A 21,161-nucleotide genomic window follows, 5' to 3' on the forward strand; every position below is an offset into this window, starting at 1 on the left:
GGTCACTTCTGCATCGTTGTCTGGTTGGCAACGCCAAAGCGGATGACGTTGATCGTCTCACCGCGTCTCTGGTGGTTGTCCTCGATCCTGACGTCGGTCCCGTTGTTATCGGCGATGCTGCGCAGCGCCAGCGACAGGACGCCGCTCTGGCGCGCCCGCGCCAGCGTCTCGGTCTGGTCAGGCTTCAGCTCCAGCGTCACTGTCTTGCCGATCAGTGCGTTGGTGCCGTCCTTCTCCTTCGGCGCCTGGTCGATCGCAAGGACGCGGATATTGGTCAGGATGACCTCGGAATTGACGATGTCGGCGCCGTTGCGGTCGGGATTCTTGTCCCGCTTCGACAGCAGGACGTCGACCCGGTCATTCGGCAGGATGAAGCCGCCGGCACCGGTCTCGGGAGAGATTTCGGTCGATACCGCCCGCATGCCCGTCGGCAGGATCGCGGCCATGAAGCCGCTTCCGTCGGCCTTGACGAGCTTCTGCTCGCGGATCGGCTCGCCCTGGATGAACGGGGCGCGCGCGATCGAGCCGGTGACGTCCTTGATGGCGTCGGCGTGGCTGTCCTTGCGCATGAAGCTGGCGCTGGCGGTCGCCGCCGGCCAGGTCTGCCACTGCAGGTCTTCGGCCTTCACTGCCTGGCCGAGGCCGATGTCGGAGCGCGCGACCAGGATGTCGACGGTCGGCAGCTGCGCAACTGGCGGAGGAGCCGCCGGCTTGTCGTCGCTTCCGCTCGCCAAATAAAGCGCCGCAAGGCCGGCGCAGCCTGCAATTGCCAGGACCAGAATGCGGGCCTTATCCATTACGCTTCACTTTCCACATGACGCCGCGACGCTGCCGCCGCCGTGATGGGAGTTGACCAGCTATTCGTCAAAGCATGGTTAATGAGGCGTATCTAAATCGCCTTAACGGGCGGTTACCGCTGCTTTCTCAGCGCATGGCGAAGTGCGCGAGATCGATCGTCTTGATCCAGTCCGTCTCGGGATAGATCAGGAGGGCGCCGAGGGCGAGTGCGATGCCGTAGGGAATTCCGGTCTGCTTGTCGTGCAGGCGGCTGAGCCAGGCCTGGGACGCGAGCGGGTAGGGCAATGGCCATTGCCGCAGCTGCAGCAAGAGCACGGTCAGCGCACCGCCGAACAGCGAGGCAAAGACCAGATAGGGCAGCAGGTGCTCGAACCCGAACCACAGGCTGGCGGCGGCCGCGACCTTGGCGTCTCCGCCGCCGACCCAGCCCATCGCGAACATGCCGAACGCCACCACCAGAACCAGCGCGCCTGCGCCGGCATGGGTGAGGATCTCGTGGACGCCCATCCCGGTCAGCGGCGCCAGGACAAAGAAGCCCGCCACCAGCGCCAGCGAAATCCGGTTCGGGATCGTCATGGTCAGGAGATCGCTCGCCGCCGCAAAGGCCATCAGGGCCGGAAATAGCATCAAGCGTGCGATGTCGAGGATCATGAATTCATGCCGTCAAGCTGGAGCTGCGGTCGAGACCCGACGCTAGCGGCCAATGGTGAACAATCGGAAAAGGATTGCCGGCACCTTCAACAGAGGCTGCCGATCGGCCCCCCGAAAAATAGCAAAGGTCCCGGGATTGCCGGGACCTTTGATGCGAATTCGTCGAAGCCGGCTTACTTCAGCGAGCCCGAGATCGAGTTGAAGGTACCCGAGAGCTTCGTGCCGACGCCGTTGACTGCAGCGATGATCGCGATGGCGATACCGGTGGCGATCAGGCCGTACTCGATGGCGGTCGCGCCCGATTCGTCCTTCACGAAGCGCGAAACGAGGTTCTTCATAAAATCACTCCTGTGTACACGTGGCTGGTCGAACTAGATTTGGTCTCGCCGGCGTTCTCAGCACCGTGACCATTGCGGCACCCTAGTGTTGGACGATTTCGGCGCAGTTAATTTGATCGCATAAACTCTGCGGGAACCCGCTGATGTTGCGCACAGTAAATTTGGCATTAAACGGTCCGCTAAAATTGCGGATTGTTGCTGCGACCAGACATCCGGCGCCTATTCACGGCTCCTTAAGCGCACATCTATACCCATGGGGCTTCCGTATTATGAGGCTGCCATGTCCACCCTTCCGATCGAAGTCATCGAGATGCTCGGCCAGACGATGATGAGGGTGGTGCCGATCACGATCGGCCTCGCGCTGTTCTTCACGGTGCTGACCCACTTCTGGGCCTGCAATCCCGGCAAGCCGTGGTGGCAGAAGCGCGAGCTGGTCACGGACATCTGCTACTGGTTCTTCGTGCCGGTATTCGCCCGCGTGCTGCGGATCGGGCTGCTGGTGGTGGGCGCGGCCGCGGTGTTCGATGTGCACGGTGCCGACGAGCTGATCTCGTTCTACGAGAACGGACACGGCCCGCTGGCGCAGCTGCCGCTCTGGCTGCAATCGATCATCTTCCTGGTCGCCTCCGACTTCATGCTGTACTGGCTGCACCGGATGTTTCACGGCGGCGGCTTCTGGAAGTACCACGCCATTCATCATTCCTCCGAGGATCTCGAATGGATCTCGGCGGCGCGCTTCCATCCCGTCAATCTGCTGATCGGCACGATCTCGGTCGACGTGATCCTGTTGATGGCCGGCATCTCGCCGAACATCATGCTGTGGGTCGGTCCCTTCACCACATTCCATTCCGCCTTCGTGCACGCCAACCTGAACTGGACGCTCGGCCCGTTCAAATATGTGATCGCCACGCCGGTGTTCCATCGCTGGCATCACACCGCGCTCGAGGAGGGTGGCGACACCAATTTCGCCGGCACCTTTCCGCTCTGGGACATTCTGTTCGGGACATTCCGCATGCCCGAAGGCAAGCTTCCGGATGATTACGGCGTCGACGCCGAGCAGGGCGTGCCGGCCGAAATCGGCGGACAGCTGGCCTATCCGTTCCGTCATTGACCGGACTGCGCGCGCATGAGTACTGAGACCGCAACCATCCCACAGGCGCGGGCCTCGGTGTTCGCCGAAGTCCCGGCCTGGTTCTGGATGGCGTGCGGCGTCTATGCGTTGCTGCTGGTCGTCGGCGACAGGCTGCTCGCCGATTCCGACACCTACTGGCAGATTGCCGTCGGCCGGTGGATCCTCGACCACCGCGCATTGCCGTCGGTCGATATCTATTCCTTCACCAAAGCGGGTGAGCCTTGGGTGTCGTCGTCGTGGCTGGCGCAGGTCCTGTTCGCGAAGGCCTACGAACTTGCCGGGTGGACCGGGCCTGCGGTGCTGGCCGCGGCCTGCGGTGCCGCCACCTTCGCGCTGCTCACCGCCATCCTCGGCCGTGCGCTGCCGGCAATCCATGCGAGCCTGATCGCGCTGGCGGCGCTGGTGTTGACCTGCGGGCATCTGCTGGCCCGTCCGCATGTGCTTGCGCTGCCGATCATGATGGTCTGGGCGAACGGCCTGATGGTCGCCAGCGAACGCCGCGAGGCCCCCTCGTTCTGGCTGCTGCCGCTGATCGCGCTCTGGGCCAATCTGCATGGCGGCTTTCTGTTTGGCCTGGTGCTGGCCGGCGCCTTCGCGCTCGATGCGCTGTGGAACGCCGCGCCGGCGCAAAGATTGCCGCTGGCGCTGCGCTGGGCCGCATTCGGCCTCGGCGCGCTGGCCGCGTGCAGCGTGACGCCCTATGGCTGGGGGACGATCCTCGCCTCGCTGAAGATTCTCAGCCTCGGTGAACTGCTGCATCTCATCACGGAGTGGATGCCGGCGAGTTTCAGCCACGTCGATGCGTTCGAGCTGGCCATTCTCGGCCTGATCGGCGGGGCGCTCTATTGCGGGGTGAAGCTGCCGCTGCCGCGGATCGCCCTGGCGCTGGGCCTGCTGCACATGGCGCTATCCCATGTCAGGAATCTCGAGCTCTTCGCCCTGCTGTTGCCGCTGGCTGTGCTGACGCCGGTGGCAACCCAGTTCGGCCTGCGTGCCGCAAGCGTGGTCCGGCTGAAGGCCACGCCGGCCGTGATGCTGATCGCCGTGCTCTGCGCCGCGACCTGGTTCATCGCGGCGCGTCGGGACATGTCGCCGCCGACGATCCATTCGCCCGCTGCCGCCGTCGACGCGCTGAAGGCGCACAACGTGCAGCGCGTGCTCAATGATCTGCAGTTCGGCGGCTATCTGATCTGGCGCCAGGTGCCGGTGTTCGTCGACGGCCGTGCCGAGCTTTACGGCGAGAAATTCGAGATGGCCTATTATCGTGCGCTCCAGCTCAAGGACGTCAACGGCTTCCTCGACCTGCTCAAGACCTACAGGATCGATGCGGTGATGCTCGATCCGGCAACGCCCGCCTCCAAGTTTCTCGATCACATCGATGGATGGCTGCGCCTCTACGCCGACGATCGCGTGGTGGTGCATGTGCGTGGTGCTGGCTAGGCGGCGGTCCCCACGGGGGCATTTTTCCGCGGGATCACCGGGCCGTTGGTCGATCCGTTCCAGAAGTCGCGACATCCGCGCAATTCAGCGGTCGATTTTTGCTCTTCTTAAATGAATTGCCGTCAGATTTGCCTGCGTCGGGCGCCGGTCCGCTGCGTATCGCTTTTGCCGGCTTGTTAACGTCCCGGGGTAAGGTATGTCGTTTCAATTCCAGCGTATTGGCGCCGTCGCGCGCATTGGATTCATCTCGCTGGCCGCAGCCGTTCTGCTGTGGCCCGCATTCGCAACGGCCGCGCCGGATCCGGACCGGATTGCGGTCAATGTCGATCAGGCCAAGCTCGTCAAGCTGCCCGGCGGCATTTCCACCATCGTGGTCGGCAACCCGCTGATCGCCGACGTCACCCTGCAGAATGGCGGCGTTGTCGTCGTGACCGGCAAGGGCTACGGCGCGACCAACTTCATCGCACTCGACCGCACCGGCCAGGTGCTGGTGGATCGCCAGATCCAGGTCGAAGGTCCGACCGACCAGCTTGTCACCGTCTATCGCGGCGTCGATCGCGAGACCTACAGCTGCATGCCGGTCTGCCAGCGTCGCATCACCCTCGGCGACGGCGAGACCTACTTCAAGTCGACCATGGACCAGGCAGGCTCGCTCAACAGCCAGGCCTCCGGCTCGGGCGCGGCCGCGAAGCCGCAAAACTAGCGCGTGTCCGCGCCGGCGCTTCGCACGCCGGGGCAGCCGCCTGCCGCAGGCGGTTCATCCGACATGGTTAAGAAAGGCCTGACGGATCGGGTGGCCCTGTCTCGATCCGGCGAAATACTTCGACAATGAGTCTTGGGTAGTTGTTGCCGCTATGTTGATCCGGGGTCGTTGATGCCGCTACCCGCTCATTCTTTCACGCGCCTCCTCCATCGCTTTCGCAGAAACCGCCGTGGCGCGACCGCGGTCGAATTCGCGATGGTCGCGCCGCTGTTTTTCGGACTGCTGTTTGCGATCATCGAAGTGGCGATGATCTTCTTTGCGAGCCAGGTGCTGGAGACGGTGACGCAGGATTCCGCGCGCATGATCATGACCGGTCAGGCGCAGGGCGCAAGCTATACCCAGCAGCAGTTCAAGGACTACGTCTGCGGCCAGGTCAACCCGCTGTTCGATTGCGCCAACGGCATATCGGTCGACGTGCGCAGCTATCCCGCTGCGACGGGCTTCAGCAGCGTCAACATCGCGCCTCCAATCGATTCCAACAACGCATTCATTCCGGCCATGAAATGGTGTCCCGGCAAGGACGGCGACGTCGTGGTGGTCCGGCTGTTCTATCAGTGGCCGTTGTTCGTCACCAAGCTTGGCTTCAATGTCGCCAACCTCGCCAACGGCAAGCGGCTGCTGACCGCGACCGCGACATTCAAGAACGAGCCATCCGGGACCGCCGGGGCGACATGCTCATGAGCAACGTCATGAAAACCCAGGCAGCGGCCTTGCTGCGCTCCGTCGCGGCCCTCTGCAATGACCGCCGGGGCCTTGCTGCGGTCGAGTTCGCTTTCGTCCTGCCGCTGATGCTGGTGCTGTTCTTCGGCACCGTCGAGTTTTCATCCGGTGTCGCGGTCGACCGCAAGGTCACCTTGATGGCGCGGGCCGCGTCGGACCTGACCTCGCAGTCGACGCAGGTGGTGGATGCCGACCTGCAGAACTTCTTCAGTGCAAGCGTCGGCATCATGACGCCGTACGACCCGACGCCGACCAAGGTCACCTTGTCGGAGATCTACGTCGATGCCTCGAAGGTCGCGCGGATCCAGTGGAGCAAGGCGGGAGTGATGGCCACGGGCGCCACGCAGGCCACATTGACGGCCTCGAGCCGCAGCCAGGGTGATGTCGTGACCAGCGTCGTTCCGGCGGCGCTGCTGGTTGCGGGCACCTATCTGATCTTCAGCGAAGTCAGCTACAAATACGTTCCGACGGTCGGTTATGTGATGGCCAAGAGCGGCATCAATCTCACCGATGTCGCCTTCACAAGGCCGCGGCAGTCGGTTTGCGTGTTCTACGCCCCGACGTCCGCCACCATGCCGACGACCTGCTCGACCTATTAGAGCTTTCGAACGACGCGGACGCCGGTTGGCAATCCAGACAAAAAGGGCCGCACCCGAAGGTGCGGCCCTTGATGCTTTAGCGACAATTTCCTGGAGCTTCGCGCTCCCGGGAGATCGGCTTATCCGGCGGCGCGCAGATTGTCGGCCGAGGATTTGCCGGAACGGCGGTCAGCCACGATCTCGTAGGAGATCTTCTGGCCTTCACGCAGAGTGCCAAGGCCGGCGCGCTCGACTGCACTGATGTGCACGAACACGTCGTTCCCGCCTTCATCCGGCTGGATGAAGCCGTAGCCCTTGGTCGCGTTAAACCACTTCACGGTTCCCATGCTCACGTGGGTAGTCCCTTCTCAGATATACAAGTTCAAGACCCGCTGATCGGCGGGGTGGTGAGATCGAATTTTTGGAAGGGTCGTCAGCGTCTGAACCGGCTGTACCGGTATTGGCTAATGTCGTCCGGCCGAAAATCGATGGGTAGGATATTATTCGATAGAAGGCTTCAAAACAATCCTGAAAACAATCCTGACGTGCGCGATTTTTTGGCCGGCGCAGCCGCCGGCCAATTGTGCGCAGGACATCAGGACGTCATGCCCGCAGCGGTTGCAATACCCCGCTTATCGGCGGCGGAACTGGCCGCCGCGCTGGGCTCCGCCCCGCGGCGGGCCGCCGGGCGCGCCGCTCGGACGTTCGTCCTTGTGCCGGAAGATCAGGCGCCCCTTTTCGAGATCGTAGGGCGACATTTCGATCGTAACGCGGTCGCCGGCCAGCGTCTTGATGCGGTTTTTCTTCATCTTGCCGGCGGTGTAGGCGACGATCTCGTGCCCGGCATCGAGTTGCACCCGGTAACGAGCGTCGGGGAGGATTTCGGTCACCAGTCCTTCGAACTGGATCAGCTCTTCCTTAGCCATATGTTTCTCCAGATCGAGCGACGGCTAGTGCTTCGGTCGGTTGTTGCGGTTGGATTGCGGATTCGGCCGGCTCTCGCGATGCAAGAAGGCGACGCCCTGAATGCCTTCGCTGTTGCCGGCCTGCGACGGACGCGGCGACTCGCCCCGGCTCGTCTGCGGCGCGCCATTATTACCACCTCGACGGCGGCGGCGGCGAGGGCCTTTTGCGCCCGGAGCGGCCTCATTCCCACGGACATTGTGCGCACGGGGCGCAGAGCGGCCGCCCCGGTGCGGGTGGGTGGCCTGCGCCGGCCCGGCGGCCTCGCGGCCGCCAGAGGAGCTGCCTTGCGTGCGGCGGTCTTCCCGCGGCACGGTAATCCGGATCAGCCGCTCGATATCGCGCAGATAGCCCATCTCCTCGGCACCGGCGATCAGCGAGATCGCGACGCCGTCGGCGCCGGCGCGCGCCGTGCGGCCGATGCGGTGGACGTAGGTCTCCGGGATATTGGGCAGGTCGAAATTCACCACGTGGCTGACGCCGTCGACGTCGATGCCGCGGGCGGCGATATCCGTCGCCACCAGCGTGCGGATCTCGCCGGAACGGAACGCCGCCAGCGTGCGCTCGCGGTGGTTCTGCGACTTGTTGCCGTGGATCGCATTGGCCTCGATGCCGGCCTTGGCAAGGCTTTTCACCACCTTGTCGGCGCCGTGCTTGGTGCGGGTGAAGACCAGGGCGCGGTTGACCGGCTCCTGCTTCAGCAACTGGGCGAGAACCGTCGGCTTGGCCGCGAAATCGACCTGGATCGCGCGCTGGGCGATGCGATCCACCGTCGAGGCCACCGGCGTCACCGCCACGCGGGCCGGGTCGCGCAGCATCGCCTCGGCGAGCTCGGCGATGTCCTTGGGCATGGTGGCCGAGAAGAACAGCGTCTGGCGCCGGATCGGCAGCTTGGCGACGATTTTCCGGATGTCGTTGATGAACCCCATGTCGAGCATGCGGTCGGCTTCATCGAGCACCAGGAACTCGACCTGGTTGAGCTTCAGGCCGTTGCTCTGCACGAGATCGAGCAGGCGGCCGGGGGTGGCGACCAGCACCTCGACGCCATGCATCAGGGAACGGACCTGGCGGCCCATCGGCACGCCGCCGATGGCGAGCGTCGAGGACAGCCGGATGTGGCGGCCATAGGTGTTGAAACTGTCGAGGATCTGCCCGGACAGCTCGCGGGTCGGCGAGAGCACCAGCACGCGGCAGCTCTTGGGCTGCGGGCGCACGCGGTTCTCGAGCAGCCGGTGCAGGATCGGCAGCGCGAAGGAGGCGGTCTTGCCGGTGCCGGTCTGGGCGATGCCGACGACGTCGCGGCCGGCAAGGGCTAGCGGGATGGTCTGGGCCTGGATGGGGGTCGGCGTGAGATAATTTTCTTCTCGGAGCGCGCGGGCGATGGGATCGGCGAGGCCGAAATCCTGAAAGGAGGTCAAAAGGTGGTTCTTTCCATAAAAGCCGTCGTCGTCCCGGCCCATATCGGCCGGAAGCGTGTGAAGGCATTCGGGGACACCCGCGTGTCTGGGGCGTCAAGCTGGGTTAGCTGAAAGGCGAGCCAGAAGCCGCTTGGGGCAGCTTGAACACGCAGCTCGCGAAGGCACCGCGACTCTCGCGGGCATGGCGAGGATATGGACCAGGAACTGGGCGGTTTCAAGATGAGATTGCCGTCTTTGGTGCCCGGAGTTCGCTGAACCATCGCGCAAACTGTCACAAATCGATGCCGGAAATTTAGCCAAGGCGGCGATTTTGCCTACAGAATAATCTGATTGCTCTTTCGGCAGTCAAGTTGGCGGCTCAATGATTGAGCAGTCGGCTTCCGTATTTGCCCGGAACCGATGAAATTATCCAGCCGGTTCATCGGCTTACGGTGCCCGCGCACCGTGGCACAGTTCTTGCGATTCCATTAACCGCAGGCGGCCAAGCGGCCGTTCGCAGCGTTCCACGCCTGCGTCAGGGAGACGACATTTCATGCTTACTCAGCTTTCTCACAAAATAACGACGATGACCCGCCGCCGCGCGCTCGCGGCGACGGCCGGCCTGGTTTTGGGTCTGGCTGCGTCCTCGTCCCTCGCGCCCGCGCAAGCGGCCGACGACACCATCAAGGTTGGCATCCTTCACTCGCTGTCGGGCACCATGGCCATCAGCGAAACCACGCTGAAGGACACGATCCTTTTCCTGATCGACGAGCAGAACAAGAAGGGCGGCGTGCTCGGCAAGAAGCTCGAGCCCGTCGTGGTCGACCCCGCTTCGAACTGGCCGCTGTTCGCCGAAAAGGCCCGCGAGCTGATCACCAAGGACAAGGTCGCGGTCGTGTTCGGCTGCTGGACCTCGGTGTCGCGCAAATCCGTGCTCCCGGTGTTCAAGGAGCTGAACAACATCCTGTTCTACCCGGTACAGTATGAGGGCGAGGAGTCCGAGCGCAACGTGTTCTACACCGGCGCGGCGCCGAACCAGCAGGCGATCCCGGCGGTCGACTATCTGATGAAGGAAGAGAAGGTGAAGCGCTGGGTGCTGGCCGGCACCGACTACGTCTATCCGCGCACCACCAACAAGATCCTGGAAGCCTATCTGAAGTCGAAGGGCGTCGCCCAGGACGACATCATGATCAACTACACGCCGTTCGGTCACTCCGACTGGCAGACGATCGTGGCCGACATCAAGAAGTTCGGCTCGGCCGGCAAGAAGACCGCGGTGGTCTCCACCATCAACGGCGACGCCAACGTTCCGTTCTACAAGGAGCTCGGCAACCAGGGTATCAAGGCGACCGAGATCCCGGTGGTCGCATTCTCGGTCGGCGAGGAAGAGCTCGCCGGCATCGACACCAAGCCGCTGCTCGGCCATCTCGCCGCCTGGAACTACTTCGAGTCGATCAAGACCCCGGCGAACGAGAAGTTCATCAAGGAGTGGCAGGCCTACACCAAGAACCCGAAGCGCGTGACCAACGATCCGATGGAAGCGCACTACATCGGCTTCAACATGTGGGTGAAGGCGGTCGAGAAGGTGAAGTCGACCGATCCGGACAAGGTGATCGATGCGCTTCCCGGCATCGAGGCGCCGAACCTGACCGGCGGCGTGTCGCAGATGCTGCCGAACCACCACATCACCAAGCCGGTGTTCATCGGCGAGATCAAGGGCAACGGCCAGTTCGACGTGGTCTGGAAGACCCCGGGCCTGGTGGCCGGCGACGCCTGGTCGAAGGAGCTCGAGGGCTCCAAGGACCTGATCGGCGATTGGGTCGGCAAGAAGTGCGGCAACTTCAACACCAAGACCAACAAGTGCGGCGGCCAGGGTTCCTGACAATAGGGCTCCTGACAACAGGGCTCCTGAGCTCCTGACCTGAACAACGACACAACACAACCATCCAAGAACCTGGAGAAGGCGGCACAGCTCGCCGCCTTCTCCTCACACTCCTGCCGGGGTACTGACGTGTTCGCCAATTGTATTGATCGTTTTCGTGCGCTGTTTCTCTCGATCCTGCTGCTGAGCTGCCTCACAGTGCCGGCGCTGGCCGGTCCGTTCGAGGATTCGGTCGCCAAATTCGCCAATGACGAGTTCTCCGACACCGAGGCGGCGATCGGCGAGGTCGCCGCATCGGGCAATGCGCTGGCCTCGCCCATCATCAGCGCGCTGCAGGACGGCCGGCTCTCGGCCGATCCCGACAGCAAGAAGGTCTTCATCACGCGGACCGACGGCAAGATCGTCGACGCCGCCACGGGTGCTGCCGTCGACAAGCTGCCTGACAACGCCGCCGCCGTCCGCCTCAACAACCGCTTGCGCCGCACCGTGGAGGCTGCGCTCGGCGGCCTGACGCTGCTGTCGCCGGATCCGGCCAAACGCCTCGCCGCTGCGCAGTCGGTGTTCAAGAGCCACGAGGAGAATTTGCTGTCGACGGTGGAGGCTGCGCTCGCCAAGGAGAACGTCAAGTCGGTCAAGCAGGCCTTCGCTGAGGCGCGCGCCGCCATCATCCTGTTCAAGTCGGACGCATCCGACAGCGACAAGCTCGACGCCGTCGCCGTGGTCAAGGCGCGCGGCGATCAGGAGGCGCTGGCGCTGCTCACCGGCCTCGGCGCCGACCAGCCGCCGCTGGTCGCCAACGCGGCCGCAAGCGCGGTGTCCTCGATCCAGAGCAATCTGGCGATGTGGTCGATGGTGCAGAATGCCTGGTACGGCCTGTCGCTCGGCTCGGTGCTGCTGCTCGCCGCGATTGGGCTTGCCATCACCTTCGGCGTGATGGGCGTCATCAACATGGCGCATGGCGAGATGGTGATGCTCGGGGCCTACACCACCTTCGTGGTGCAGGAGGTGATCCGCAGCCGCTATCCTGCGCTGTTCGACTATTCGCTGCTGATCGCGGTGCCGCTCGCCTTCCTGGTCGCCGGCTTGATCGGTGTCGTGATCGAGCGCACCATCATCCGCTTCCTCTACGGCCGTCCGCTGGAGACGCTGCTCGCGACTTGGGGCCTGTCGCTGGTGTTGCAGCAGGCGGTGCGCACCGCGTTCGGCCCGACCAACCGCGAGGTCGGCAACCCCTCCTGGATGAGCGGTGCCTTTGAGCTCGGCCAGATCACCATCACCTATAACCGGCTGTGGATCCTCTGCTTCACGCTCGCGGTGTTTGCCATCCTGCTGGCGATGCTGCGCTACACCGCGCTTGGCCTCGAGATGCGCGCGGTGACCCAGAACCGCCGCATGGCGGCCTCGATGGGGATCGCCACCTCGCGCGTCGACGCGCTGACCTTCGGTCTCGGCTCGGGGATCGCCGGCATTGCCGGCGTGGCGCTGTCGCAGATCGACAATGTCAGCCCGAATCTCGGCCAGAGCTACATCATCGACAGCTTCATGGTCGTGGTGTTCGGCGGCGTCGGCAATCTCTGGGGCACGCTGGTCGGCGCCTTCACGCTCGGCATCGCCAACAAGTTCCTCGAGCCTGTCGCGGGCGCGGTGCTCGGCAAGATCGCGATCCTGGTGCTGATCATCCTGTTCATCCAGAAGCGGCCGCGCGGCCTGTTCGCGCTCAAGGGTCGGGCGGTGGAAGCATGACGCCGCACATCCTCACCCGTTCGCTCGACCGCGCGGCGACCGCGTTCGTCCTGATCGTCGCCGCGATCGGCGTGCTGATCCCGCTATCGAACCTGCTGCTGCCGCAGGGCTCGATGTTCCAGGTGCCGACCTATCTGGTCGCGCTGTGGGGCAAATATGTCTGCTACGCCATCCTCGCGCTCTCGATCGATCTGATCTGGGGCTATTGCGGCATCCTCTCGCTCGGCCACGGTGCGTTCTTCGCGCTGGGCGGCTACGCGATGGGGATGTACCTGATGCGCCAGATCGGCAGCCGCGGCGTCTACGGCAATCCGATCCTGCCCGACTTCATGGTGTTCCTGAACTGGAGCAAGCTGCCCTGGTACTGGTACGGCTTCGACCAGTTCTGGTTCGCCGCACTGATGGTGCTGCTGGTGCCGGGTCTGCTCGCCTTCTGCTTCGGCTGGCTCGCCTTCCGCTCGCGCGTCACCGGCGTGTATCTGTCGATCATCACGCAGGCGATGACCTATGCGCTGCTGCTGGCGTTCTTCCGCAACGATTTCGGCTTCGGCGGCAATAACGGGCTGACCGACTTCAAGGACATCATCGGCTTCAACGTGCAGGCCGAAGGCACCCGCGCGGCGCTGTTCCTGCTGAGCTGCCTTGCGCTGATCATCGCGTTCCTGATCTGCCGCGCGATCGTGACCTCGAAGCTCGGCAAGGTCCTGATCGCAGTACGTGACGCCGAAAGCCGGACCCGTTTCCTTGGCTATCGTGTCGAATCCTACAAGCTGTTCGTGTTCACGCTGTCGGCCTGCATGGCCGGCGTCGCCGGTGCGCTGTACGTGCCGCAGGTCGGCATCATCAATCCCAGCGAGTTCGCGCCCGCCAACTCGATCGAGGCGGTGATCTGGGTCGCGGTCGGCGGCCGCGGCACGCTGATCGGCGCGGCGCTCGGCGCCGTCGTCGTCAACTATGCCAAGACGTTCTTCACCTCGGGGCCGCTTGCACCGTACTGGCTGTTCATGCTGGGCGCGCTGTTCATCCTGGTCACGCTGCTGTTGCCCAAGGGCATCGTCGGTACCTTCAACGCCTGGTGGGAGCCGCTGAAAGCGCGGCGCAACTCACCCGACGCCGAGAGTGCCGCGCGCGAAGACGGCATCGGCGCACCGAACCCGGCGGAGTAGGCAGATGAACGTCATGGACACCCGCGCCACCTCGGCCATGCTCTACCTCGACGGCGTGCATGTCTCGTTCGACGGCTTCCACGCCATCAACAATCTGTCGCTGGCGCTCGAACCCGGCGAGATGCGGGCCATCATCGGCCCGAACGGCGCCGGCAAGACCACGATGATGGACATCATCACCGGCAAGACCAAGCCGGACGAGGGCACCGTGCTGTTCGACGGCACCGTCGACCTGACCCGCCTCGACGAGACCCGTATCGCCGAGCTCGGCATCGGCCGCAAATTCCAGAAGCCGACGGTGTTCGAGAGCCAGACCGTGCAGGACAATCTCCTGCTCGCGCTCAATGTCGATCATTCCGTGCGCGGCACGCTGTTCTGGCGCGGCAGCAAGGCTGAGTCCGAGCGCATCGACAAGGTGCTCGAGACCATCCGCCTGACCGATGCGCGCAACCGCCTCGCCGGCAGCCTGTCGCACGGCCAGAAGCAGTGGCTCGAGATCGGCATGCTGCTGGCGCAGGACCCGAAGGTGCTGCTGGTCGACGAGCCGGTCGCCGGCATGACCGATGTCGAGACCCATCTCACGGCCGAGCTCCTCAAGGAGATCAACAGGAACCACACCATCATGGTGGTCGAGCACGACATGACCTTCGTGCGCGAGCTTGGCGTCAAGGTGACCTGCCTGCATGAGGGCTCGGTGCTCGCCGAAGGTTCGATTGACCAGGTGTCGTCGAACGAGCGGGTGGTCGAAGTGTATCTGGGGCGCTAGGGCGATGCTGAAGATCGACAACATCAATCTCTATTACGGTGCGGCGCAGGCGCTGCGCGGCGTGTCGCTGACCGCCGAACCGGGCAAGGTCACCTGTGTGCTCGGCCGCAACGGCGTCGGCAAGACTTCGCTGCTCCGCGCCATGGTCGGCCAGTATCCGATCGCTTCCGGCACGATCAATTTCGACGGCAAGGACATCACCGCGCTAAAGCCCTATGAGCGGGCGCGGCGCGGCATCGGCTTCGTGCCGCAGGGCCGCGAGATCTTTCCGCTGCTGACGGTGGAAGAGAACCTCAAGACTGGCTTCGGTCCGCTCAAGCGCGAAGACCGCAACATTCCCAACGACGTGTTCTCGCTGTTTCCGGTGTTGGAGACCATGCTGGGCCGCCGTGGCGGCGACCTTTCCGGCGGCCAGCAGCAGCAGCTTGCGATCGGCCGCGCGCTGGTGATGCGGCCAAAGCTCCTGCTGCTCGACGAGCCGACCGAGGGCATCCAGCCCTCGATCATCAAGGATATCGGCCGCGCCATCTCCTATCTGCGCAATCTCGGCAACATCGCCATCGTGCTGGTCGAACAATATCTCGACTTTGCCTGCGAACTCGGCGACAGTTTTGCCGTGATGGACCGGGGTGCGGTGAAATATGCCTGCGACCGCGCAAGCCTCGATCCCGCCGAGATCAGCCGCCAGATGGCGCTGTGAACAGGATGTGACGCCGCCTGTCGTGGCGCGCGAAGGGAGCGTTGGGGGAATGCGGACCGGGATCGCAGGCGCGGCAGCGGCGACGTTTGCGGCAAACCGCGCCCAGGGTGCGGTCCGGCTCGGCGTGCATCTGAAAGACGGCGCCACGCGCCGCGGCGACCTGCATGAGTCCGGCTCGCTGCGCGTCCGCTTCCCATCGCCGGAGGACGACGGTCTCTCGGCCATGTTCGTCAACACCGCCGGCGGCATTGCCGGCGGGGATCGCTTCGAGATCGCGGTCGCGGCCGGCGAGGGCGCGCGTTTGACGCTGACCACCGCGGCGGCTGAGAAAGTCTACCGTGCACCGGCAGCGGCGGCACGGCTCGACATCGCGCTGACCGTTGCCGCAGGCGCGCATCTCGCCTGGCTGCCGCAGGAAACCATCCTGTTCGACCGTGCCCGCATTCACCGCGGCTTCGACATCGACCTTGCCGAGGGTGCCTCGCTCCTGCTCTGCGAGATCGTGGTGTTCGGCCGCGCCGCGATGGGCGAGACCATGCGCCACGGCGAGTTCGTCGACCGCTGGCGGATGCGCCGTGGCGGCAAGCTGGTGTTCGCCGAGACCGTCAGGCTCGACGGCGAGATCGGCGAGAAGCTCGCGCGACCCGCGATCGCGGGCGGCGGCTGCGCGATCGGCACGGCGCTGATCGTGCCGGGTGACGAAGCCTTGGTCGAGCGCATCCGCGAGGCGTCGGAAAGCTTCGGCGGCGAGGTCGGCATCTCCGCCTGGAATGGCTTTGCAATGGCCCGCTTCTGTGCCCAAGATGCGGCCCGGCTGCGCGCTGACATGATGACGGTGCTCGGCCGCGCCTCCACTGTCCCGCTGCCGCGGCTTTGGCTCAACTAATCCTTTCAACGCTTTCAGAGTGCTCGCATGAATTTGTCTCCCCGCGAAAAGGACAAGCTCCTGGTTTCGATGGCGGCCATGGTGGCGCGGCGCCGGCTCGAGCGCGGCGTCAAGCTGAACCATCCCGAAGCCGTCGCGTTGATCACCGACTTCATCGTCGAGGGCGCGCGCGACGGCCGCACCGTCGCCGAGCTGATGCAGGCCGGCGCCAAGGTCCTGACCCGCGCGCAGGTGATGGATGGCATCCCGGAGATGATCCACGACATCCAGGTCGAGGCGACATTCCCCGACGGCACCAAGCTCGTCACCGTGCACGAGCCGATCCGATAGCCACGAGCGTCATTCCGGGGCGGCCGAAGGCAGAACCCGGAATCCAGAGATTGTTGATCGAGATTCCGGATTCACGCTTCGCGTGCCCCGGAATGACAGGAGAGACGAATGATCCCCGGCGAACTCTTCATCAAGGACGGCGAGATCGAGCTCAATGCCGGCCGCAAGACCGTGACGCTCTCGGTCGCCAACACCGGCGATCGTCCGATCCAGGTCGGCTCGCATTACCACTTCTTCGAGACCAACCCGGCGCTGAAATTCGACCGCAAGAAAGCCCGCGGCATGCGCCTCGACATCGCCGCCGGCACCGCCGTCCGCTTCGAACCCGGCCAGACCCGCGACGTCCAGCTCGTCGCACTCGCCGGCAAGCGCGTGATCTACGGCTTTCGCGCCGAGGTGAAGGGGAAGCTGTAGCGCCATGCTTCCCGCTGTCCGCATGGTCTCCGAAACTGCCGAGCTTGCCGCGCACCGTCATAACGGGATGGCGCGCAAGGGGCGGGGGAGTGAGCCTTACATCAACCATCTCGCCGAGGTCGCGAATCTGCTCGCGCAGGTCACTAACGGCACCGATGCCGAACTGGTGGCTGCCGGCTGGCTGCACGACACCATCGAGGACACCGAGACCACGCGCGAGGAGCTCGCGCAGAAGTTCAGCGCGCGCGTTGCCGATCTCGTTGTCGAGTGCACCGATGACATGAGCCTGCCAAAGCCTGCCCGCCGGCAAAAGCAGATCGAGGATGCTCCGCACAAATCTCCCGGTGCAAAGCTGATCAAGATCGCCGACAAGATCAGCAATATCGGCGCGCGGATCGTGCCGCATCCGAGCAAGGACGAGCGCGATGATCTCGCCGACTATGCGGCCTGGGCCGACAAGGTCGTTGCCGGTTGCCGGGGCATCAATCCGCGGCTCGACCGCATTTTCGACGACACGATTGCGCGTGCCAAGGCCGCGCTGACTGAAACTGGGGGCTGACATGTCCGTGAAGATCAAGCGTTCCGTCTATGCCGACATGTTCGGCCCGACCACCGGCGACAGGGTTAGGCTTGCCGACACCGATCTGATCATCGAGGTCGAGAAGGATCTCACCACCTATGGCGAGGAGGTGAAGTTCGGCGGCGGCAAGGTGATCCGCGACGGCATGGGGCAGTCGCAGGTGACCAACGCGCAAGGCGCCGCGGATACTGTCATCACCAACGCGCTGATCGTCGATCACTGGGGAATCGTGAAGGCCGACGTCGCGATCAAGGAGGGCATGATCGCGGCGATCGGCAAGGCCGGCAATCCCGACATCCAGCCCAACGTCACCATCGTGATCGGTCCCGGTACCGACGTGATCGCGGGCGAGGGCAAGATCCTCACCGCCGGCGGTTTCGACAGCCACATCCATTTCATCTGCCCGCAGCAGATCGAGCACGCGCTGATGTCTGGCGTCACCTCGATGCTCGGCGGCGGCACCGGTCCGTCGCACGGCACCTTCGCCACCACCTGCACGCCTGGCCCTTGGCACATGGGGCGGATGATCCAGTCGTTCGACGCCTTCCCGGTCAACCTCGGCATCTCCGGCAAGGGCAACGCCTCGCGTCCGGCGGCGCTGGTCGAGATGATCAAGGGCGGCGCCTGCGCGCTGAAGCTGCATGAGGACTGGGGTACCACGCCGTCGGCGATCGACACCTGTCTCTCGGTTGCCGACGACTACGACGTCCAGGTGATGCTGCATTCGGACACGCTGAACGAATCCGGCTTCGTCGAGGATACGGTGAAGGCGTTCAAGGGCCGCACCATCCATGCCTTCCACACCGAGGGCGCCGGCGGCGGCCATGCGCCGGATATCATCAAGATTGCCGGGCTGAAGAACGTGCTGCCGTCCTCGACCAATCCGACCCGGCCGTTCACCCGCAACACCATCGACGAGCATCTCGACATGCTGATGGTGTGCCATCACCTCGATCCGTCGATCGCCGAAGACCTCGCCTTCGCCGAGAGCCGGATCCGCAAGGAGACCATCGCCGCCGAGGACATCCTGCACGATCTCGGCGCGCTCTCGATGATGTCGTCGGACTCGCAGGCGATGGGCCGGCTCGGCGAGGTCATCATTCGCACCTGGCAGACCGCCGACAAGATGAAGAAGCAGCGCGGGTCGCTGCCGCAGGACAAGGGCAACGACAACGACAATTTCCGCGTCAAGCGCTACATCGCCAAATACACCATCAACCCCGCGATTGCGCACGGCGTGTCGAAGCTGATCGGCTCCGTCGAGAAGGGCAAGATGGCCGACCTCGTGCTGTGGTCGCCGGCGTTCTTCGGCGTCAAGCCGGATTGCATCATCAAGGGCGGCTCGATCGTGGCGGCGCCGATGGGCGATCCCAACGCCTCGATCCCGACGCCGCAGCCGGTGCATTACCAGCCGATGTTCGCCGCCTTCGGCAAATCGCTCACCGCATCCTCGGTGGTGTTCACCTCGAAGGCCGCGGCGAGCGGCGGTCTCGCCCGCAAGCTCGGCACAGCCAAGAAGCTCTATGCGGTGCAGAACACCCGCGGCAAGATCTCCAAGAAGAGCATGATCCACAACGACGCGACGCCCGAGATCGAGGTCGATCCCGAGACCTATGAGGTACGCGCAGACGGCGAGCTGCTGACCTGCGCGCCGGCCGAGGTGCTGCCCATGGCACAGCGCTATTTTATGTTCTAAAACCCGTCCCGGTAACCAGAGCGTTTTCGAGCGAAGTGGATTTCCGGTTCGCGGAAAGAAAACGCGTCAAAACAAGACTCAAGCCAAAACAGAAAACCGGGAGGAACTTCCGTGATTTACGTCGTTGCTACGCTGACCATCAAGCCCGAGACCCGCGCCGAATTCATTGCTGCGGCGACGGCCTGCATCAAGGAAACCCGCAAGGAGCCCGGCAACATCGCTTACGATTTGCATGAGAGCGTCACCGACCACAGCAAGATGGTGTTCGTCGAGCAGTGGGAGAACGCGGAGGCGCTGGTGCCGCATCGCACCGCCGAGCACATGAAGACGTTCGGCCGGGTCGCGGTGAAATGCATGGCCGCGCCGCCGAAGATCGAGGTGATCACGCCCGAGAAGGTCGACGTCCGCTAACGAGAAAAAGAAGGGAGATAATCCATGATCTATGTCATCGCCACCACGCCGATGAAGCCGGAGAACAAGGACGACTTCATCAAGGGGCACAAGGCCTGCACGGTCGAGACCCGCAAGGAGAAGGGTTGCATCTCCTATGACGGCAATGTCAGCGTCAACGATCCCAACCTCTATGTGGTGGTCGAGCGCTGGGAGAGCCGCGAGGATCTCAACGGCCATGCCAGGGCGCCGCACATGAAGGTATGGCGCGAATATTCCGCTAACATGAAGACCGGGCCGACGGTGATCGAGATCATCAGCGACGCCAAGGTCGAGAAGCTCTGAGGCATCGATGATCCGCGCCACCAAAGTCCTGGGACAGCACCGCTGGAAGGAAGCGCCAGCCGATACCGTCGTGCTCGATTTCGACGACCGGCACCGGCGGCGGATGGTGATGTCAGGGACGCGCGGGCTCGAATTTCTGCTTGATCTCGAAAACGCCGTCGCGCTGCGCGGCGGCGATGCGCTGGTGCTGGAGGACGGCCGCCTCGTCGAGGTAGTCGCAGCTCCCGAGCCGCTGGCGGAAATCCGGGGCAGCGATCCGCATCATCTGATCCGGGTCGCTTGGCATCTCGGCAACCGTCATCTGCCGACGCAGATCATGCCGAAGGGATTGCGCATCCGCAGGGATCACGTGATCGAGGCGATGGTGAAGGGGTTAGGGGCCCGTGTGATCGAGATTGAGGCGCCGTTCGATCCCGAGGGCGGCGCCTATGCCGAGCATGCGCATGCCGACGCGCACGCGCATGGTCACACCGGGCACGATCATGCCCACAGCCATGCGCATGATCACGGTCACCACCACGGCCATGATCATGGGCCTGACCATGACCACCACCATCATCATGATGAGCATTGCGAGCAAGCTCATCATCACCACGATCACTCCCATGCTCATGACCACAAATGAGCCTGATCCCGCCGCGCTGCGCGGCGGGATGGCGGAGGATGAGGCGGCCGCGCTGTACCGGCTGATGACATGGCTGTCGCCGTCCTTTCCGGTGGGGGCGTTCGCCTATTCCAGCGGCATCGAATGGGCGGTCGAGGCCGGCGACATCACGGATGCCGCGTCGCTGCGCGGCTGGCTCGCCGCGATGCTTTCCGACGGCAGCGGATTTTGCGACGCTGTGTTTCTCGCGCAGAGTTTTCGTGCGGCGTTGCAGCCCAATCATGCCGGGCTGGAGCAGGTCGCCGAGCTTGCCGCGGCCTTCGTGCCGTCGCGCGAGCGGCAGCTCGAGACCACGACGCAGGGGCGCGCCTTCATCGAGATCGCCCGTGCCGCGTGGAATTCGCCCGGCCTCGACGCTATGATTGCGGCTTGCAACGGCCCTGTCGTCTACCCCGTCGCGGTCGGCATCGTCAGCGCTGCACACGGCATTCGGCTTGCGCCGGCGCTGCACGCCTTCCTGCATGCAGTGACCTCGAACTGGATTTCCGCGGGCAGCCGGCTGATCCCGCTCGGGCAGACCGACAGTCAGCGCGTGTTGGCCGGTCTCGAGCTGGTCGTTGCTGCGACCGCGGCGCGGGCCAATGCGGCCTCGCTCGACGATCTCGGCGGCGCGACCTTTCGCGCCGATCTCGCAAGCCTGCGTCACGAGACGCAATACACGAGGCTGTTCCGGTCATGATGCATCTTCCGCTGTCGTCCCTGCGAAAGCAGGGAGAGCTGCTTGTAAGTCCGCCCCATGGCAACACCTCCTCAAGGAAGTGTTGCACTTCGTTTGTGAACTCAGGGGACCCATAACCACAGGGGGTGGTTGTTGCGGAT

General features: G+C 64.1%; 25 protein-coding genes. 19 read left to right on the forward strand and 6 right to left on the reverse strand.

Going from position 1 to position 21,161, the window contains the following annotated elements; all coding sequences use genetic code 11:
• Nucleotides 1-2: 2 nt before the first annotated feature.
• The 3 genes from cpaB to ACVI1L_RS17495 form a co-directional block, all read right to left on the reverse strand.
• On the reverse strand, nt 3-797 hold the full coding sequence (gene cpaB / locus ACVI1L_RS17485) for a Flp pilus assembly protein CpaB (protein ID WP_456783363.1): 795 nt from the start codon (nt 795-797) through the stop codon (nt 3-5).
• Nucleotides 798-924: 127 nt separating this feature from the next.
• Entirely contained in the window at nt 925-1,449 is a 525-nt protein-coding gene (locus tag ACVI1L_RS17490) for an A24 family peptidase (protein ID WP_028334676.1), read from the reverse strand.
• Nucleotides 1,450-1,622: 173 nt separating this feature from the next.
• Complete coding sequence (locus tag ACVI1L_RS17495; RefSeq protein ID WP_016842642.1) at nt 1,623-1,787, reverse strand: Flp family type IVb pilin; 165 nt, start codon at nt 1,785-1,787, stop codon at nt 1,623-1,625.
• 280 nt (nt 1,788-2,067) lie between these two features.
• On the opposite strand from ACVI1L_RS17495, the gene ACVI1L_RS17500 reads away from it, so the two are divergent.
• The 5 genes from ACVI1L_RS17500 to ACVI1L_RS17520 all read left to right on the forward strand — a co-directional run bounded on the left by ACVI1L_RS17500 (nt 2,068) and on the right by ACVI1L_RS17520 (nt 6,441).
• A complete protein-coding gene (locus ACVI1L_RS17500; RefSeq protein WP_026192176.1) occupies nt 2,068-2,898 on the forward strand; it encodes a sterol desaturase family protein in 831 nt (276 codons plus the stop codon).
• A 15-nt stretch (nt 2,899-2,913) separates the two neighbouring features.
• Nucleotides 2,914-4,359 carry a hypothetical protein gene (locus tag ACVI1L_RS17505; RefSeq protein WP_456783364.1) on the forward strand — a complete coding sequence of 482 codons (1,446 nt, stop codon included), beginning with the start codon at nt 2,914-2,916 and terminating at the stop codon, nt 4,357-4,359.
• 196 nt (nt 4,360-4,555) lie between these two features.
• On the forward strand, nt 4,556-5,062 hold the full coding sequence (locus ACVI1L_RS17510; RefSeq protein ID WP_057016118.1) for a pilus assembly protein N-terminal domain-containing protein: 507 nt from the start codon (nt 4,556-4,558) through the stop codon (nt 5,060-5,062).
• Nucleotides 5,063-5,233: 171 nt separating this feature from the next.
• Nucleotides 5,234-5,803 (forward strand): TadE/TadG family type IV pilus assembly protein, encoded by a 570-nt coding sequence (locus ACVI1L_RS17515; RefSeq protein ID WP_076824889.1) that lies wholly within the window; start codon nt 5,234-5,236, stop codon nt 5,801-5,803.
• 8 nt (nt 5,804-5,811) lie between these two features.
• Complete coding sequence (locus tag ACVI1L_RS17520) at nt 5,812-6,441, forward strand: TadE/TadG family type IV pilus assembly protein (RefSeq protein WP_168858009.1); 630 nt, start codon at nt 5,812-5,814, stop codon at nt 6,439-6,441.
• A 119-nt stretch (nt 6,442-6,560) separates the two neighbouring features.
• On the opposite strand, the gene ACVI1L_RS17525 is transcribed toward ACVI1L_RS17520, so the two are convergent.
• The 3 genes from ACVI1L_RS17525 to ACVI1L_RS17535 all read right to left on the reverse strand — a co-directional run bounded on the left by ACVI1L_RS17525 (nt 6,561) and on the right by ACVI1L_RS17535 (nt 8,843).
• Nucleotides 6,561-6,773: a cold-shock protein gene (locus tag ACVI1L_RS17525; RefSeq protein WP_016842648.1), complete on the reverse strand. Its 213-nt coding sequence runs from the start codon at nt 6,771-6,773 to the stop codon at nt 6,561-6,563.
• A 279-nt stretch (nt 6,774-7,052) separates the two neighbouring features.
• On the reverse strand, nt 7,053-7,346 hold the full coding sequence (gene infA, locus ACVI1L_RS17530) for a translation initiation factor IF-1 (RefSeq protein ID WP_016842649.1): 294 nt from the start codon (nt 7,344-7,346) through the stop codon (nt 7,053-7,055).
• Nucleotides 7,347-7,370: 24 nt separating this feature from the next.
• The gene (locus tag ACVI1L_RS17535) at nt 7,371-8,843 is read right to left on the reverse strand and encodes a DEAD/DEAH box helicase (protein WP_456783365.1); all 1,473 of its coding nucleotides are present in this window, start codon (nt 8,841-8,843) and stop codon (nt 7,371-7,373) included.
• Nucleotides 8,844-9,366: 523 nt separating this feature from the next.
• Between ACVI1L_RS17535 and urtA the strand changes: the two genes are divergently transcribed.
• The 14 genes from urtA (at nt 9,367) to ACVI1L_RS17605 (ending at nt 21,021) form a co-directional block, all read left to right on the forward strand.
• On the forward strand, nt 9,367-10,662 hold the full coding sequence (urtA, locus tag ACVI1L_RS17540; protein ID WP_371852088.1) for an urea ABC transporter substrate-binding protein: 1,296 nt from the start codon (nt 9,367-9,369) through the stop codon (nt 10,660-10,662).
• Between the two features lie 144 nt (nt 10,663-10,806).
• Complete coding sequence (urtB, locus tag ACVI1L_RS17545) at nt 10,807-12,405, forward strand: urea ABC transporter permease subunit UrtB (RefSeq protein ID WP_456785563.1); 1,599 nt, start codon at nt 10,807-10,809, stop codon at nt 12,403-12,405.
• Entirely contained in the window at nt 12,402-13,571 is a 1,170-nt protein-coding gene (gene urtC, locus ACVI1L_RS17550) for an urea ABC transporter permease subunit UrtC (RefSeq protein ID WP_310882011.1), read from the forward strand. Before urtB ends, urtC begins: the two co-directional genes overlap by 4 nt.
• A 4-nt stretch (nt 13,572-13,575) precedes the next feature.
• A complete protein-coding gene (urtD, locus tag ACVI1L_RS17555) occupies nt 13,576-14,337 on the forward strand; it encodes an urea ABC transporter ATP-binding protein UrtD (protein ID WP_016842654.1) in 762 nt (253 codons plus the stop codon).
• 4 nt (nt 14,338-14,341) lie between these two features.
• Nucleotides 14,342-15,037: an urea ABC transporter ATP-binding subunit UrtE gene (urtE, locus tag ACVI1L_RS17560; RefSeq protein ID WP_057016124.1), complete on the forward strand. Its 696-nt coding sequence runs from the start codon at nt 14,342-14,344 to the stop codon at nt 15,035-15,037.
• A gap of 49 nt (nt 15,038-15,086) precedes the next feature.
• Nucleotides 15,087-15,923, forward strand: coding sequence for an urease accessory protein UreD (locus tag ACVI1L_RS17565; RefSeq protein WP_456783366.1), 837 nt, complete (start codon nt 15,087-15,089; stop codon nt 15,921-15,923).
• A 27-nt stretch (nt 15,924-15,950) separates the two neighbouring features.
• The gene (locus ACVI1L_RS17570; protein ID WP_028334687.1) at nt 15,951-16,253 is read left to right on the forward strand and encodes an urease subunit gamma; all 303 of its coding nucleotides are present in this window, start codon (nt 15,951-15,953) and stop codon (nt 16,251-16,253) included.
• A gap of 108 nt (nt 16,254-16,361) precedes the next feature.
• Nucleotides 16,362-16,667 carry an urease subunit beta gene (locus tag ACVI1L_RS17575; RefSeq protein WP_028334688.1) on the forward strand — a complete coding sequence of 102 codons (306 nt, stop codon included), beginning with the start codon at nt 16,362-16,364 and terminating at the stop codon, nt 16,665-16,667.
• Nucleotides 16,668-16,671: 4 nt separating this feature from the next.
• Nucleotides 16,672-17,226, forward strand: a complete 555-nt coding sequence (locus ACVI1L_RS17580) for an HD domain-containing protein (RefSeq protein WP_456783367.1) — start codon at nt 16,672-16,674, stop codon at nt 17,224-17,226.
• A gap of 1 nt (nt 17,227) precedes the next feature.
• On the forward strand, nt 17,228-18,943 hold the full coding sequence (ureC, locus tag ACVI1L_RS17585) for an urease subunit alpha (protein ID WP_253604700.1): 1,716 nt from the start codon (nt 17,228-17,230) through the stop codon (nt 18,941-18,943).
• Nucleotides 18,944-19,054: 111 nt separating this feature from the next.
• Nucleotides 19,055-19,354, forward strand: coding sequence for a putative quinol monooxygenase (locus ACVI1L_RS17590; RefSeq protein WP_024581875.1), 300 nt, complete (start codon nt 19,055-19,057; stop codon nt 19,352-19,354).
• 24 nt (nt 19,355-19,378) lie between these two features.
• Nucleotides 19,379-19,678 (forward strand): putative quinol monooxygenase, encoded by a 300-nt coding sequence (locus ACVI1L_RS17595; protein WP_028342270.1) that lies wholly within the window; start codon nt 19,379-19,381, stop codon nt 19,676-19,678.
• Nucleotides 19,679-19,685: 7 nt separating this feature from the next.
• Nucleotides 19,686-20,303, forward strand: a complete 618-nt coding sequence (locus tag ACVI1L_RS17600) for an urease accessory protein UreE (RefSeq protein ID WP_456783368.1) — start codon at nt 19,686-19,688, stop codon at nt 20,301-20,303.
• The gene (locus ACVI1L_RS17605) at nt 20,284-21,021 is read left to right on the forward strand and encodes an urease accessory protein UreF (protein WP_057016129.1); all 738 of its coding nucleotides are present in this window, start codon (nt 20,284-20,286) and stop codon (nt 21,019-21,021) included. The genes ACVI1L_RS17600 and ACVI1L_RS17605 overlap by 20 nt, the downstream gene beginning before the upstream one ends.
• The last annotated feature ends 140 nt before the right edge of the window (nt 21,022-21,161 follow it).

The organism is Bradyrhizobium sp. USDA 4516 (genome assembly GCF_054055915.1).

Coding starts and splice junctions, on each gene's coding strand:
- cpaB (WP_456783363.1), bottom strand. CDS start 797: ATGGATAAGGCCCGCATTCTGGTCCTGGCAATTGCAGGCTGCGCCGGC.
- ACVI1L_RS17490 (WP_028334676.1), bottom strand. CDS start 1,449: ATGATCCTCGACATCGCACGCTTGATGCTATTTCCGGCCCTGATGGCC.
- ACVI1L_RS17495 (WP_016842642.1), bottom strand. CDS start 1,787: ATGAAGAACCTCGTTTCGCGCTTCGTGAAGGACGAATCGGGCGCGACC.
- ACVI1L_RS17500 (WP_026192176.1), top strand. CDS start 2,068: ATGTCCACCCTTCCGATCGAAGTCATCGAGATGCTCGGCCAGACGATG.
- ACVI1L_RS17505 (WP_456783364.1), top strand. CDS start 2,914: ATGAGTACTGAGACCGCAACCATCCCACAGGCGCGGGCCTCGGTGTTC.
- ACVI1L_RS17510 (WP_057016118.1), top strand. CDS start 4,556: ATGTCGTTTCAATTCCAGCGTATTGGCGCCGTCGCGCGCATTGGATTC.
- ACVI1L_RS17515 (WP_076824889.1), top strand. CDS start 5,234: ATGCCGCTACCCGCTCATTCTTTCACGCGCCTCCTCCATCGCTTTCGC.
- ACVI1L_RS17520 (WP_168858009.1), top strand. CDS start 5,812: ATGAAAACCCAGGCAGCGGCCTTGCTGCGCTCCGTCGCGGCCCTCTGC.
- infA (WP_016842649.1), bottom strand. CDS start 7,346: ATGGCTAAGGAAGAGCTGATCCAGTTCGAAGGACTGGTGACCGAAATC.
- ACVI1L_RS17535 (WP_456783365.1), bottom strand. CDS start 8,843: ATGGGCCGGGACGACGACGGCTTTTATGGAAAGAACCACCTTTTGACC.
- urtA (WP_371852088.1), top strand. CDS start 9,367: ATGACCCGCCGCCGCGCGCTCGCGGCGACGGCCGGCCTGGTTTTGGGT.
- urtC (WP_310882011.1), top strand. CDS start 12,402: ATGACGCCGCACATCCTCACCCGTTCGCTCGACCGCGCGGCGACCGCG.
- urtD (WP_016842654.1), top strand. CDS start 13,576: ATGAACGTCATGGACACCCGCGCCACCTCGGCCATGCTCTACCTCGAC.
- urtE (WP_057016124.1), top strand. CDS start 14,342: ATGCTGAAGATCGACAACATCAATCTCTATTACGGTGCGGCGCAGGCG.
- ACVI1L_RS17565 (WP_456783366.1), top strand. CDS start 15,087: ATGCGGACCGGGATCGCAGGCGCGGCAGCGGCGACGTTTGCGGCAAAC.
- ACVI1L_RS17570 (WP_028334687.1), top strand. CDS start 15,951: ATGAATTTGTCTCCCCGCGAAAAGGACAAGCTCCTGGTTTCGATGGCG.
- ACVI1L_RS17575 (WP_028334688.1), top strand. CDS start 16,362: ATGATCCCCGGCGAACTCTTCATCAAGGACGGCGAGATCGAGCTCAAT.
- ACVI1L_RS17580 (WP_456783367.1), top strand. CDS start 16,672: ATGCTTCCCGCTGTCCGCATGGTCTCCGAAACTGCCGAGCTTGCCGCG.
- ureC (WP_253604700.1), top strand. CDS start 17,228: ATGTCCGTGAAGATCAAGCGTTCCGTCTATGCCGACATGTTCGGCCCG.
- ACVI1L_RS17595 (WP_028342270.1), top strand. CDS start 19,379: ATGATCTATGTCATCGCCACCACGCCGATGAAGCCGGAGAACAAGGAC.
- ACVI1L_RS17600 (WP_456783368.1), top strand. CDS start 19,686: ATGATCCGCGCCACCAAAGTCCTGGGACAGCACCGCTGGAAGGAAGCG.
- ACVI1L_RS17605 (WP_057016129.1), top strand. CDS start 20,284: ATGCTCATGACCACAAATGAGCCTGATCCCGCCGCGCTGCGCGGCGGG.